This is a genomic window from Mesorhizobium sp. M1307 (assembly GCF_040318155.1).
Classification (GTDB): domain Bacteria; phylum Pseudomonadota; class Alphaproteobacteria; order Rhizobiales; family Rhizobiaceae; genus Mesorhizobium.
The window spans coordinates 13821-27381 of record NZ_JAMYLR010000035.1; the positions used below are offsets into that span (position 1 = coordinate 13821).

Annotated in this window: 15 protein-coding genes; 8 read left to right on the top strand and 7 right to left on the bottom strand. The window is 63.9% G+C overall.

Going from position 1 to position 13561, the window contains the following annotated elements:
* Nucleotides 1–35: 35 nt before the first annotated feature.
* Nucleotides 36–539, bottom strand: coding sequence for a nuclear transport factor 2 family protein (locus NKH16_RS26720; protein WP_352747722.1), 504 nt, complete (start codon nucleotides 537–539; stop codon nucleotides 36–38).
* 128 nt (nucleotides 540–667) lie between these two features.
* On the opposite strand from NKH16_RS26720, the gene NKH16_RS26725 reads away from it, so the two are divergent.
* Nucleotides 668–1576 (top strand): LysR family transcriptional regulator, encoded by a 909-nt coding sequence (locus tag NKH16_RS26725; RefSeq protein ID WP_352747725.1) that lies wholly within the window; start codon nucleotides 668–670, stop codon nucleotides 1574–1576.
* A 27-nt stretch (nucleotides 1577–1603) separates the two neighbouring features.
* On the opposite strand, the gene NKH16_RS26730 is transcribed toward NKH16_RS26725, so the two are convergent.
* Together NKH16_RS26730 and NKH16_RS26735 are read right to left on the bottom strand one after the other, a co-directional pair.
* Nucleotides 1604–2059 carry a carboxymuconolactone decarboxylase family protein gene (locus NKH16_RS26730; RefSeq protein WP_352747728.1) on the bottom strand — a complete coding sequence of 152 codons (456 nt, stop codon included), beginning with the start codon at nucleotides 2057–2059 and terminating at the stop codon, nucleotides 1604–1606.
* A 119-nt stretch (nucleotides 2060–2178) separates the two neighbouring features.
* Nucleotides 2179–2622, bottom strand: a complete 444-nt coding sequence (locus NKH16_RS26735; RefSeq protein WP_352747730.1) for an SRPBCC family protein — start codon at nucleotides 2620–2622, stop codon at nucleotides 2179–2181.
* A gap of 225 nt (nucleotides 2623–2847) precedes the next feature.
* Here NKH16_RS26735 and NKH16_RS26740 point away from each other — a divergent pair, with 225 nt between their 5' ends.
* Entirely contained in the window at nucleotides 2848–3612 is a 765-nt protein-coding gene (locus NKH16_RS26740; RefSeq protein WP_352747732.1) for a copper homeostasis protein CutC, read from the top strand.
* 19 nt (nucleotides 3613–3631) lie between these two features.
* On the top strand, nucleotides 3632–4129 hold the full coding sequence (locus NKH16_RS26745) for a GNAT family N-acetyltransferase (protein ID WP_352747735.1): 498 nt from the start codon (nucleotides 3632–3634) through the stop codon (nucleotides 4127–4129).
* Nucleotides 4130–4255: 126 nt separating this feature from the next.
* Here NKH16_RS26745 and NKH16_RS26750 read toward each other — a convergent pair whose 3' ends face one another.
* Nucleotides 4256–5173 carry an acyltransferase family protein gene (locus NKH16_RS26750; protein WP_352902715.1) on the bottom strand — a complete coding sequence of 306 codons (918 nt, stop codon included), beginning with the start codon at nucleotides 5171–5173 and terminating at the stop codon, nucleotides 4256–4258.
* Nucleotides 5174–5545: 372 nt separating this feature from the next.
* Here NKH16_RS26750 and NKH16_RS26755 point away from each other — a divergent pair, with 372 nt between their 5' ends.
* The 3 genes from NKH16_RS26755 to NKH16_RS26765 are packed head-to-tail and all read left to right on the top strand — an operon-like array spanning nucleotide 5546 to nucleotide 7978.
* Complete coding sequence (locus NKH16_RS26755; RefSeq protein ID WP_352747741.1) at nucleotides 5546–6256, top strand: fumarylacetoacetate hydrolase family protein; 711 nt, start codon at nucleotides 5546–5548, stop codon at nucleotides 6254–6256.
* On the top strand, nucleotides 6253–6903 hold the full coding sequence (maiA, locus tag NKH16_RS26760; RefSeq protein WP_352747744.1) for a maleylacetoacetate isomerase: 651 nt from the start codon (nucleotides 6253–6255) through the stop codon (nucleotides 6901–6903). The genes NKH16_RS26755 and maiA overlap by 4 nt, the downstream gene beginning before the upstream one ends.
* Before the next feature lie 34 nt (nucleotides 6904–6937).
* On the top strand, nucleotides 6938–7978 hold the full coding sequence (locus NKH16_RS26765) for a zinc-dependent alcohol dehydrogenase family protein (protein WP_352747747.1): 1041 nt from the start codon (nucleotides 6938–6940) through the stop codon (nucleotides 7976–7978).
* A gap of 19 nt (nucleotides 7979–7997) precedes the next feature.
* Here the strand turns inward: NKH16_RS26765 and NKH16_RS26770 are convergent, their stop codons facing one another.
* Nucleotides 7998–8891 carry a LysR family transcriptional regulator gene (locus NKH16_RS26770; RefSeq protein WP_352747799.1) on the bottom strand — a complete coding sequence of 298 codons (894 nt, stop codon included), beginning with the start codon at nucleotides 8889–8891 and terminating at the stop codon, nucleotides 7998–8000.
* A gap of 139 nt (nucleotides 8892–9030) precedes the next feature.
* Here NKH16_RS26770 and NKH16_RS26775 point away from each other — a divergent pair, with 139 nt between their 5' ends.
* Complete coding sequence (locus NKH16_RS26775; protein ID WP_502895011.1) at nucleotides 9031–10479, top strand: MFS transporter; 1449 nt, start codon at nucleotides 9031–9033, stop codon at nucleotides 10477–10479.
* Between the two features lie 42 nt (nucleotides 10480–10521).
* Here NKH16_RS26775 and NKH16_RS26780 read toward each other — a convergent pair whose 3' ends face one another.
* Nucleotides 10522–11430 carry a DMT family transporter gene (locus tag NKH16_RS26780; protein WP_352747749.1) on the bottom strand — a complete coding sequence of 303 codons (909 nt, stop codon included), beginning with the start codon at nucleotides 11428–11430 and terminating at the stop codon, nucleotides 10522–10524.
* Nucleotides 11431–11534: 104 nt separating this feature from the next.
* On the opposite strand from NKH16_RS26780, the gene NKH16_RS26785 reads away from it, so the two are divergent.
* Nucleotides 11535–12938, top strand: coding sequence for an aminotransferase-like domain-containing protein (locus NKH16_RS26785; RefSeq protein WP_352747751.1), 1404 nt, complete (start codon nucleotides 11535–11537; stop codon nucleotides 12936–12938).
* 30 nt (nucleotides 12939–12968) lie between these two features.
* Here NKH16_RS26785 and NKH16_RS26790 read toward each other — a convergent pair whose 3' ends face one another.
* Complete coding sequence (locus NKH16_RS26790; RefSeq protein WP_292664992.1) at nucleotides 12969–13466, bottom strand: MaoC family dehydratase; 498 nt, start codon at nucleotides 13464–13466, stop codon at nucleotides 12969–12971.
* Between the last annotated feature and the right edge of the window lie 95 nt (nucleotides 13467–13561).

Here is a 13561-nt window from a genome sequence, read left to right on the forward strand (position 1 = left end):
GAGAAGCGCGGCGCGTTGCGAGAAAGACCGCCGTCTCAGCGCTGGCCAGCCAGTCGGCCGGGCAGCGGCTTCAGCGGGTAATGCGCCCAGTAGAAAGCGTCCGACTGGTACATGTCGGTCAAAAAATTCTGTGCCTCGGCAATCTTGCCGTCCTTGATGCGGAATATCAGCGCGTAGAGCTGGTCGATCTCGGGACCTGAGCCGACATTCGACCAGCCGCGATGGACGTCGACAACGAGGTCGCCTTGCGCCTGGAAGAAGATCGGCTCGGCCTTGAACTTGCCATCGGCCAGGCCGCGGAAGAAGGCGACCACCTCGTCCGGCCCGCGCTTGTCGCCGGCGAGCGGATGATGACCGGGAATGCGCCACACGATGTTGGGCGCGAGGAAGGGCCGCACGGCCTCGGGATTACCGGTCGCGTAAGCTGCGTAATAGTCTTTGATGAGCTGGATATTGCGGTCTTCCAGTGGCCCGCTGTGCGCCGGGGCGGCAGACACCGCCAGAAGAGTGCCGGCGGCGAGTAAAGCAAGCCTGAACATCGGTCCTGTTTCCTTGCCTGTTCGAGCCGTTCCCAACACCGAGGCCCGTTCGTCGGACCCAACATGACGCCTTTTGTTCGCCGGAAAAACCAGTAGAGTTCGACAGGGCTATTTGGAAAATCCTTACAATGCGCCTCGACCAATTCAGCGGCATCGTCGCCTTCGTCAAGGTTGCGGAGGCCAAAAGCTTCACCCGCGCCGCCGCCGAGCTCGGCGTCGCTCCGGCCTCGTTGAGCGAGGCGGTAAAGGGGCTCGAAGAGCGCCTGGGGGTGCGGCTGCTCAACCGGACGACCCGCAGCGTTGGCTTGACCGAAGCTGGCGCCCAATACCTCGACCATGTGCGTCCGGCAGCCGAAGACATCTGGGCGGCTGGTGCGGCACTGCGCGAAGCTCGCGACCGTCCCGCCGGCACGCTGCGCCTCAGCCTGCCCTGGATCGCCGCGCCGCTGCTGATAGAGCCACTGATGCGGCCGTTCATGGATGCTTATCCCGAAGTGCGGCTTAGTCTGATTTTCGACGACAGCTTCGTCGACATCGCCGCCGAGGGCTTCGATGCCGGCCTGCGCATCGGCGAACTTCTCGAGAGAGATATGATGGGCGCGTGCCTGGGCGGTCCCCTGCAGATGGTCGTGGTGGGCAGCCCCGATTATCTGGCGCGCAACGGCACACCGAAACGGCCGGCCGACCTCGCCGCCCATCGCTGCATCGCATTCGCTCTCACCCGCACGCGCGCGATTTCGCCCTGGGAGTTCACCGTGGATGGACGCGAAGTCGCATTCACGCCGGACGCATGTCTGGTCGTGAACACACTTCCGCTGTGCATTACCGCCGCCGCGCAAGGGCTGGGCCTCGCCTTCGCCGTCGAGGGCCTCGCCGCGCCGCTTCTCGCCTCAGGCGCGCTGGTCAAGGTGCTGGAGCCTTTCTGTCCAGCTTACGAGCCGCTTCACCTCTATTATCCCAGCCGTCGCCTCGTGCCGCCGAAGCTGCGTGCCTTCATCGACTTCGTGCGCGCGAATTCGCACAAGCTGCGGATCTGATGTGGCTTTTCGAGAACCCGGCCCCGTTCAGCCCCAGGCGCCGACCATCTGCCTGGTGGTTGCGTTGAGCCGGTTGAATGCGTTGATCAGGGCAATCTGGACGACCAGGGCGGCAAGCGCCTTTTCGTCATAGTGCCGGGCGGCTTCATCCCAGACCGCATCCGTTACCGCGTCTGGCCGGTCGGCCAACCGGGTTGCCGCCTCGGTCAGTGCCAGCGCGGCGCGTTCGGCGTCGGTGAAGTAGGGTGTCTCCCGCCATGCGGACACGGCAAAGATGCGCTCGTCCTTTTCGCCGGCCTTCTTCAATTCGCGCGCATGCATATCGACGCAGAAGCTGCATCCGTTGATCTGGCTGGCGCGCAAATGGACGAGCTTGCGCGTCACATAGGACAAGTCGGCAGTCTCCGTCGACTTGTCCAGCGCGAGCAGCGCCTGCAAGGCGCCGGGAATGAGCATCACCGGGTTTTTCAATCGTGCTTGCATAGTGGTCTCCTTCGGGCGTGTTTTTTCAAGCCCGGACGACGAACATCCGGGGTCTCGATATGTCTTGGTTCTGTCAGTTCGCCGGCCGCCGCGTCGCGGCAAGGCGAGCGCCGGGATCTTCAGCTTTGCGAGGCAGTCACCCGCTCAAGCCGCTCGAGAATGCGCGGCCAACCGCTTCCCATGCCGATGTAGCCGCGCTCGTCCTCGGACCGGAACCCGGAATGCTCCATGCGCACCCGCGTCGCTGTACCTTCGGGCGTCAACGACCATGTCACCACGGTCTTCAGACCGCTGTCGGATTCGGTGCCGTCGCCCCAGCTGTAGGCTAGCAGGCGTGGCGGCTCGATCTTCAGCACCTCGCAGTTCGTCACGCCGGACCAGCCAGGCACCGGCGTCGCGCGAAAGGTAAAGCGATGGCCTTGCTCAGGCGCAAAGTCGTTCTCCATCAGCCATTCGGCAACTAGATGCGGCACGGTCATTGCGCGCCATATCTTTTCAGCCGCATGCGGGATCAGACGCTCGACGACAATGGATTTGGTTTCGATTGTGGTTGCTTCAGTCATGACTTCGGACCCGTTGTTTGCGGTTTGGCTGGGCTATCAACAACGCGCTCTCCATGAGAACCAATAACCCACCAGCTATGAGTTACGTATAACGCTTAAGTTATGAATGTGTCAAGCGGCGGAATGGCAGGCGCGCCCGCAAGCACATTGAGCCAACACTTCCGGCTTTCATCGCACCATGCCCGATGCTACCGCTGGCCAGCTGAAATCATCGACGGATCGCCCATGACCGAGACCGAACGCCCTCGCCTCCCGCTGATCGAGATCTGCGTCGAAGGCATAGACGGCCTGCTGGCCGCGCAAGCCGCCGGCGCCGACCGTGTCGAGCTCTGTGCCAGCCTGATCGAAGGCGGCATCACACCGAGCTTCGGCACGGTGCGCACGGCGCTCGAGCTGGCGACGATCCCGTTCCACGTCATCGTGCGGCCGCGCGGCGGCGATTTTCTCTATGGCGAAGCCGAATATCGTTCGATGCTCGCCGATGTCGGCGCGCTTGCCGAGCTCGGCGTCGCCGGTGTCGTCGTCGGTTGCCTCGCTGCCGAGGGCACTATCGACGAACAGCGCATGAGCGAATTGGTTAAGGCGGCGGGACGCTTGAACGTCACCTGCCACCGCGCCTTCGACATGACCCGCGACCCGACAGAGGCGCTGGAGACGCTGATCCGCTGCAAGGTCGGCCGCGTGCTGACCAGCGGCCAGCGCGACACGGCGCTCGAGGGCGCTGACCTGCTCGCCGATCTTGTCAGGCAGGCCGGCGACCGCATCATCATCCTCGGCTGCGGCGGGCTTGATCCCGAGAACATTGGCAAGGTGCGGAGGAAAACCGGGTTGAGCGAAATGCACTTCGCCGCGCTCAAGGACGTGCCGAGCGCCATGCGTTACCGCAACCCAAGGGTCGGCATGGGCGGCACCGACCTCGACCGCGAATACCGCAACACCTTGACCGATGAGGCGATGGTGGCGGCGACCATCGCAGCCGCCCGGCTGTGATCCTGGAAGATCGAACAACATGATCGAAGTGCGTTTGCCGATCGAACGGGTCTCGCCGCGTGATGAGTCCGCAATCCTCGCGCTCAACAACGAGCATGCCGCCGAATTGTCGTGGCTCGAACCCGAGCGCCTGTCCTTCCTGCTCGGCGAAGCGTTTTACACGCGCCGCATCGGCAGGCTCGAAGCCTTCATCATGACCTTCGACCAGGACGCCAGCTACGACAGCCCGAACTTCGTGTGGTTTCGCCAGCGTTACCCGCGGTTCGTCTATGTCGATCGCGTCGTGGTCGCCGCCGCAGCGCGCGGGCGCGGCCATGCCCGCCGGCTGTATGAGGATCTGTTCGAGCAGGCGTCACGCGCCGGCCAGGCGATCGTCACCTGCGAAGTCAATGCCGAGCCACCCAATCCGGCTTCGGACGCCTTCCATGCCGCACTCGGCTTTGCGGAAGTGGGCGACGCGGTAATCCAAGGCGGCAGGAAAGTCGTGCGGTATTATGCAAGACGGATCGCCGGCTGAACGGCGGGCGCCGTTCGCCCTACCAATTGCGGTTCAGCCAGGAGCGGGCCGGCTTTTCGATGATGTAGTAGCTGCACAGCGCGCAAGCGAACGCCGCCGCAAGCATCAACCACGGCGAACTGCCTTTTATGTCGACGAATTGATAAAAGGGCTGCTGCCAAAGATATAGAGCGAATACGACCACAGCCCCAGCATCGTCATCGGCAGGGACGATAGAAACCCGGTCAGATACCGGCTGCTGAAGTCGAGCAAATTGACGGCGAGCGCCAGCAGCGGCACCGCGACCAGATAGTGGATGGGGGTTGGCACGGCAGCCATGAAAACGAGCACAGCCACGACTGTGGCCGCGAGGGCAACATGCGGCCCCTTGAGCAGCGCCGGCAGCCTGTCGTCGGCCTTGAGCAGGCATAACACCGCCGACAGCAGGATCGAGGCGATGTGCACGTCGGTGCGCCAATAGGTGCCCTCGTAGCCTATTGCGAGCACCCAGTAGGAGATGGCGCCGTTTGCCATGGCCAGCACCGACAATGCGCCGAGCAACATGATGACCCGGGACCGCCCCGAGACGACAACGCTGATCAGCGCCAGGATGATATAGGCGTGCTCTTCGACGCAGAGCGACCAGATATGGTCGAGCGCGCCGGCGCGGGTGACGAGAATTCCGGCATAGTTGTAGGTGAACGTCAGCGCCGTCAGCGCCGCCTTCCATTTGAAGGCGATGAATGTGCCGGACAAGGCAACCATCACGGCGACGACAAAAATCAGCAGTGCCGGGTAGATGCGGGAGAACCGGCGCTTGAAGAATTTCTTCAGCGGATAATATTCGACAAACAGGATCTCGGCCATCAGCCGGCCGCTGAGCACGAAGAAGAATTCGACGCCCAGGACGCCGAGATTAATGCCGGGAACGGGGAAGAAATGGCCGATCAGCACCAGCGCGATCGACAGGCCGCGCCAGCCGTCGAGATAGGCAAGCCTGGTTCTTGCCGAGCTATCGGCGACAGGCCTGGACACGACAAGACGCGTCGCGGAGATGTCCGTCATGCCGGTCCCTTCATTGAACCTGCGAAAGGCGGGCTGGAGGCCGCATTCCTCCAGCTATATTGCAGCGCACCAGAACCTTGTGCAAGTGCGAGATAACGACACGCCCGAAGTACAGGACGGACCGAAAGGGGCTGTCACGTCCGTTCCCCGAAACCAACGGTCGACAGTCTCAGGCGTTGGCGGCAGGCGCTTCGCGCCGTGGCCGGCTTATTCCCAAATGGTACATTGCCATCTGGCCGGCAGAGCAAAATGTACCGGCGATTTCCGCGGCACCGTGCGGCAGGCCTAGCCTTTGCGCGATGCAATGCCTTGCCCGACCGGCCAAATCGGTCGAATGTGCCGGCGACATATCCACTGAAACAGAGACAGTGCATGACCGGCTTCGTCCTTCCTTTGCCCGCAACCCCGTCGGTGGCCGTGGCCGGCTCGCCGGAGCGTTTTGCGGTGCGCCGGATCTTCTGCGTTGGCCGCAACTACGCAGCCCATGCCCGCGAGCTCGGCAATGACGAGCGCGACCCTCCCTTCTTCTTCACCAAACCAGGCGACGCAGTGGTCGACTCGGTGGTCGGTTCGGGCACCACGATCCCCTACCCGCCGCTGACCCAAAACCTGCATCACGAAATCGAGCTGGTCGTCGCGATCGGCAGAGCCGGCTTTCGCATCCCGCGCGAGCGGGCGCTGGACCATGTCTGGGGCTACGGCGTCGGCGTCGACCTGACTCGCCGCGACCTTCAGGACGAGGCGAAAAAGGCGGCAAGGCCGTGGGACTGGTCGAAAGCCTTCGACCGTTCAGCGCCCTGCGGCCCGCTGGTTCCGGCGCAAAAATCCGGTCATCCCGACAAGGGCCGCATCTGGCTCGCGGTCGACGGCGAGATCAGGCAGGACGGCGACCTCGCCGAATTGATCTGGCCGGTTCCCGACATCGTCTCGATTTGCAGCGAGGCGGTAGAACTCCGGCCAGGCGACCTGATCTTCACCGGAACACCGGCTGGCGTCGGCGCCGTCGGGCCGGGCGAAAAGATCACCGGTGGCGTCGACGGCATCGGCGAAATCGAACTGACCATCGGCCAACCAATCCGATGAGCGACATCGTCCTCCATAACTATTACCGCTCCTCGACCTCTTACCGGGTGCGGATCGCGCTGGAGATGAAGGGCCTGTCCTACGACTACGTGCCGCATCATTTGCGCCACGGCGAGCATCTCGAACCCGCCTACCTCGCGGTCAATCCGCAAGGGCTGGTGCCGGCACTGGTCCTGGACGACGGCACGCTGCTGACGCAATCGCTGGCGATCATCGAATATTTCGACGAGACCACGCCTGAGCCGCCGCTGCTGCCCAAGGATGCGCCGGGCCGCGCCCGCGTCAGGATGCTGGCGCAGATGATCGCCTGCGACATCCATCCGGTGAACAATCTGCGCGTGCTGACCTCGCTGCGCACACTGTTCGGCGCCGGCGACCAGGATGTCGTCAACTGGTTCCGGCACTGGGTCAACGAAGGCTTCCAGCCGCTTGAAAAGATTCTGGCTTCCTCGCCCGAGACCAAGACATTCTGCCATGGCGACACGCCGGGGCTGGCCGATATCTGCCTCGTCGCACAGGTCACCAGCAATGCCCGTTTCGGCGTCGACATGACGCCCTATCCGATCATCGCGCGCATCAATGCCGCCTGCATGGCGCTGCCGGCGTTCCAGAAGGCCGCGCCTGAGAACCAGATCGATGCCGAATAGACCGCAAATTGCATGAAGTCATGAGGAACTGCCGATGAAAGCCGTCGTCTTCGAAAAGTTCGGCGAAACGCCAACGATCCAGACCGTTCCCGATCCGGAGCCGGCACCGGAAGGCGTCGTCATCAAGGTGGAGGCGACCGGCCTCTGCCGCAGCGACTGGCATGGCTGGATGGGCCACGACGACGGCATCCGCCTGCCGCATGTGCCGGGCCACGAACTGGCCGGCGTCGTGGTCTCCGCAGGCAACCAGGTGACCCGCTGGAAGGGCGGCGAGCGCGTCACCGTGCCGTTTGCCGTCGGCTGCGGCCGCTGCTTCGAATGCACGTCGGGCAACCACCAGGTGTGCGAACATCAGTTCCAGCCCGGCTTCAGCGCCTGGGGTTCGTTCGCCGAATATGTCGCCATCGACCATGCCGACACCAATCTCGTGCGCTTGCCCGACGAGATGGAATTCGCCACCGCCGCCAGCCTCGGCTGCCGGTTTGTCACCTCGTTCCGCGCCATCGTCGACCAGGGCCGGGTGACGCCCGGCGAATGGGTGGCGGTGCACGGCTGCGGCGGCGTCGGCCTGTCGGCGATCATGATCGCCAGCGCCATGGGCGCCAATGTCGTCGCCATCGACCTCACCGACGAGAAGCTGGACTTTGCCAAAAAGATCGGCGCGGTGGCGACGATCAACGCGGCAAAGACGCCGAACGTGGTCAAGGCGGTCAAGCAGATCACCAATGGCGGCGCGCACATGTCGATGGACGCGCTCGGCCACCCCAGTACCTCGTTCAACTCGATCGCCAACCTGCGCCGCCGCGGCCGCCACGTGCAGGTCGGCCTGATGCTCGGCGACCATGCCAGGCCGCAGATACCGATGGACAAGGTGATCGCATTCGAGCTCGAAATCCGCGGCAGCCACGGCATGCAGGCCTTCCGCTACCAGGCGATGATGGAGATGATCCGCACCGGCAAGCTGAAACCCGAACTGCTGATCGGCAAGAAGATCAGCCTCGAAGAGGCGCCGGCCGCATTGATGGCGATGGGCGGCTTCGAAGGCATAGGCATCGGCGTGGTGACCAGATTCTAGATCACGCCCTGAGTCTGGATCAGCGAAACGACGCGCAGACCCCCTGCACGCAGGCTCGCAGCCAGCGCTGCGCCGGATCGGCATCGAGCCGCGGATGCCACAGCATCGAAATGGTGACCTCCTCGATATCGACCGGCAACGGGAAGCTGTACATGCCCGTGCGCGCGCCCAGCGTGTGCCGTTCGGGGACGCTGGCGATCAGATCGGAGGCGCGCGCCATGGCGAGCGTGGCCGAGAAGCTGGAAACCATGCACACGATCGTCCGCTGGAGACCGAGCTGTTTCAAGGCCTCGTCGATCGGGCCCTTTTCGCGGCCACGCCGCGAAACGCTGATGTGGCGGCCGGCAGCATAGCGTTCCGGCGTCATTGGGCCCTCGCCCAGCCTGTGACCCGTTCGCACCGCACCGATGAAGCGGTCGCGAAACAGCGCCTGAATGCGCATTTCAGGGCTCGTTTCACTGGCAACCCCGATTTCGAGATCAACCGCCGCGTCACGCAACGAGATGTCGTTCTTGTCGGATTTCGGCGCAAAACGCAGCCGTACGCCAGGTGCGTCCGCTTCGACACGGGTCAGAAGACGCGGTGCGAACTCCTCGACGAAACTTTCGTTGGCGCGCAGCGTGAAGACCTTGTCGAGAGCAGAGAGGTCGAGGAGCTTGGCCGGGCGCAGCAGCGCTTCCGCATCCTGAACGACTCGGCCTACCTGTTGCTGCAATTCGAGCGCGCGCGGCGTCGCAACCAGGCCACGGCCGGCCCGGACCAACAATGGGTCGCCTGTCGCCTGGCGCAACCGCGCCAACGTCCGGCTCATCGCCGAGGGACTGAGGCGCAGCCGCCCGGCCGCGCGCGCCACACTGCCCTCGCTCAGCAGCACATCGAGGGCGACAAGCAGATTGAGATCTGGCGACGACATGGAAGGACCGTAGCACAGCTCGGCCGCGATGTGGCGTTTCATGCACGAATAAGATGCAAATACTGCGCCTTCCGCCACATCATGCGAGGGAATAGCGTCCGACAGCTCCGATTGGGGGCTGCCGGCAAAGGAGTTCACCTTGGCATCGACCGCTGAAAAGACCTGGGACGAAGTTGCCCCGGTGAGCGCACGCTCGACCCGATGGGCATTGGCAAGCCTGTCGCTTTCAACGCTGCTGTCGTCGCTCGCCACCAGCATCGCCAGCGTCGGGCTGCCATCGCTGATGCAGGCATTCGGCGCATCGTTCCAGCTCGTGCAATGGGTCGTCCTGGCCTATCTGCTCGCCATCACCACCTTGATCGTCAGCGTCGGGCGGCTCGCCGACATAGTCGGCCGCCGCCCGCTATTGCTCGGCGGCATCGCCCTGTTCACCTTCGCATCGGTGCTTTGCGGGCTCGCGCCGACGCTCTGGCTGCTGATTGCCGCACGGGCGGCACAGGGGCTCGGCGCGGCCGTCATGATGGCTCTGACGCTGGCCTTTGTCGCCGACGCAGTTCCCCGGGATAAAACCGGCAGCGCCATGGGCCTGCTCGGCGCCATGTCGGCGATCGGCACCACGCTTGGCCCCTCCCTTGGCGGACTGTTGATTGCCGGCCTCGGCTGGCGCGCGATCTTCCTCATCAATCTGCCGTTGGGGGTGCTGGCCTTTGCGCTTGCCTGGCGCTTCCTGCCGGCCGGAAAAAAGACGCCAGGTCGGCGCGGTTTCGACGGGATCGGCACGGCTTTGCTCGCGCTGACGCTAGCCGCCTATGCGCTCGCCATGACCCTTGGGCGTGGCAGTTTTGGTTCTCTCAATGTCGGCTTGCTGATTGCCGCAACCGTGGCTGGCCTGCTGTTTGTCGTTGCGCAGACAAGGGTCCAGAACCCTTTGATTCAACCTGCGAGGTTCCGCGACCAGGCGTTGAACGCAAGCCTCGCCATGAACCTGATCGTCGCCACGGTGATGATGGCGACGCTGGTGGTCGCACCATTCTATCTGTCGCGCGCGCTCGGGCTGAACGCAGCCATGGTCGGGCTGGTTCTGTCGACCGGCCCTCTGGTTACCGCATTGGCGGCGCTGCCGGCCGGACGCCTGGTCGATCGTTTCGGGGCGAACCGGATCATGATCGTCGGCCTGTTCGATCTCGCTATTGGCACCTTTGCTCTGTCGCGGGCGGAATTCGGTATTGCCGGCTATGCCGTACCAATCATCATCGTCTGCACCGGCTACAGCCTGTTTCAGACCTCCAACAATTCGGCCGTGATGACCGGCGTCGCATCCGACCAGCGTGGCGTCGTCTCCGGCCTGCTCAATCTGTCGCGCAATCTCGGCCTGATCACCGGTGCGTCGGTGATGGGCGCGGTGTTCGCCTTCGCATCGGCTGGGGAAGGCACTGGCTTGGCAGTGTTGGCACCTGCGGCAGCGGCACGAGGGATGCAGGTCACTTTCCAGGTGGCGACGGGCCTGGTGCTGATGGCGCTGATCCTTGCGGTATTTTCAGCCCGCGCCACTGCCGGGCGAACAGATATCATTGCCAAGCATCCTTGAGGATTCCACCCGGTTCGCATGCAACTCCGGCAGCCGGCGCACCTATCTCGCATATCTCTTGGCACCGACGACGCAAAGCACGACGGCGGCGGTGACGGCGATCATGGCGGGACTGACCTGCTCATGCAGCAGCGCTGCCGCCAGCCCGAGGCCGAAGAAGGGCTGCAGCAGTTGCAACTGCCCGACGGCGGCGATGCCGCCTTGCGCCAGGCCGCGATACCAGAACACGAAACCGATCAGCATGCTGAACAGCGAAACATAGGCCAAGCCGATCCAGGCGCCCCTGCCGGCACTTTCGAGCGACGGCGGCAAAGTGATGAACGTCAGCGCCAGCATGAGGGGCAGCGACAGCACCAGCGCCCACGAAATCACCTGCCAACCGCCGAGTTTGCGCGACAGCGCCGCTCCTTCGGCATAGCCCAATCCGCACACGATGATGGCGGCCAGCATCAAGATGTCGCCGAGCGGCGAGACCGACAGGCCTTGGGTGACTGCGAAACCGGCGACAAGGGCGCTGCCGAGGCACGAGAACAGCCAGAACGCCGGCTTCGGGCGATCGCCGCCTCGAACCACGCCGAAGATCGCGGTCGCCAACGGCAACAGGCCGACGAAGATGATGGAGTGAGCCGACGTGATGTGCTTGAGCGCCAGCGCCGTCAGCAGGGGAAAGCCGACCACGACGCCAAGCGCCACGATCGCCAGCGGGAACAGATCTCGCCGCTCCGGACGCTTCTGACGAAAAACGAGTAGAAGCGCCAGGCCGAGGATGCCCGCTGAAGCCGCACGGGCGACCGTTACGAATACCGGATCGAAATCCATCACCGCCACGCGCGTCGCCGGAAGCGAACCGCTGAAGATCAGCACGCCTATGAACCCGTTGACCCAGCCACTCGCCGCCCAACCACTCGCCGCCCAACTACTCGCCGCCCAACTACTCATCGCCTTGTTCATCGATGCCCCGCTGATTTCGCCCTCTATCGGGCCGGGCGTCTGGCTCCGCCAGAGACAATCAGGTACAGTTTGACAAAACCGTCATGGTAGGCTGAGCAGTACGGATGGACGAACTGACGACAACAGATGAGGGCAGCCGGACGCTTGTCGAAAGCGTCATGGCGACGATCAGGCACAGGATCGCCGCGCGCAGCCTCACACCGGGAACGCGGCTGCCTTCGATCCGGGCGTTCGCGAAGGCCATGCAGGTTTCCAAATCCACCGTGGTCGAAGCCTATGAGCGTCTTGCGGCGGAAGGCATGATCCGCTCGCGGCCGGGCTCGGGTTTCTATGCCGCCGGACCGTTGGCTCCGTTGTCGCTGGCCGAGATCGGCCCCAGGCTTGACCGTGCCGTCGACCCGCTCTGGGTCTCGCGCCAATCGCTGGAAGCGGGCGACGGCGTCCTGAAACCAGGTTGCGGCTGGCTGCCGGCAACATGGATGCCCGAGGCTGGATTGCGCCGCGCACTGCGGACGACGGCCCGCGCCGACGACGCCGCTCTGACCGACTACGGCACGCCGCTCGGCTTGCCGGCGCTACGCCATCTGCTGGCGCGGCGCATGGCCGAGCACGGCATCGAAGCCTCTCCGGACCAGATCATGCTGACGGAATCGGGCACCCAGGCGATCGACCTGCTGTGCCGGTTCCTGCTCGAACCGGGTGACACGGTGTTGGTCGACGATCCCTGCTACTTCAACTTCCATGCCCTGTTGCGCGCCCATCGGGCCAAGGTGATCAGCGTCCCCTACACGCGCTCGGGTCCGGACATCGAGTTGTTCGCGCAAGCGCTGAACGAGCATCGGCCGCGCCTCTACATTACCAATTCGGCGCTTCACAATCCGACCGGCGCGATATTGTCGCCGGTCGTTGCCCATCGGGTGCTGAAGCTCGCCGACCCGTCGGGGCTGACGATCATCGAGGACGATATCTTCGCAGATTTCGAACACACACCGGCGCCCAGGTTGGCTGCCTTCGACGGCCTCAGCCGGGTCATTCATATCGGAAGCTTTTCCAAGACGCTGTCGGCATCGGTGCGCTGCGGCTTCATCGCCGCTCCTCGCGACTGGATGGAAGGATTGACCGATCTCAAGATCGCCACGTCGTTTGGCAGCGGTCGGCTTGCATCCGAACTGGTACTGACGCTGCTGAAGGACGGCCTCTATCGCAAGCACGTCGATCTGCTGCGCGCGCGGCTCTCGCGCGCCATGGAAGAAACCGGCACCCGCCTCAGGGCGATCGGCATCGTGCCATGGATAGATCAGCCCGCCGGCATGTTTTTATGGTGCAGGCTGCCGGAGGGGATAGATGCCGCGGATGTCGCCCGCCATGCCCTGTCGGCTAATGTCGTGCTTGCGCCCGGCAATGCGTTCAGCCTGTCCCGGTCGGCCAGCCGTTACATGCGCTTCAATGTCGCCCAATCGGGAGACGACCGGGTTTTCAGGGCGCTTGAAGAGGCGATGTCGCGTTGATTGCGCTGCCGCAAAACTGAGGCTGAACTCTCAGGTGCCGGCCCGCTTGCGGCGTGCGTAAAGCATGACGAGCGTCTCGGCGGTGAGCGCCGGCCTCTGCTCGCCTTCGATCTCGACCGTATTGGCGGCCTTCATTAGATATTGCCCCGGACCTTTGTCTTCCATCGACAACAGCGTGGTGCGCAGCCTGATTCGCGAGCCGACCCTGACCGGCGCCACGAAACGCACTTTGTCGAAACCGTAGTTGAAGGCGGCCTGCGTGTTTTCGGGGACGATGCCCATCTCGAGCGCCAGCGCGCCGATGATCGACAGGGTCAGATAGCCATGCGCGATCGTGGTGCGGAACGGGCTTTGCCGCTTCGCCCGCTCGGGATCGACATGGATCCATTGATGATCGCCCGTGCATTCGGCAAACTGGTCGATGCGGTGCTGATCGACCAGCGTCCAGTCCGAAACGCCCAACTCCTGCCCGGCCATCGCCCTGAGTTGCTCGAAGGTCGGCGGCGTCCTCGGCCGTATCTGCGTCATTCCTGCTTTCCCGATCGCTTGCCTGTTCCGGACCACGACGGGCCGCCTCTGTCAATTCGCCAATGCGATTCCAGCCCATAATCTTCGGCCCTCGA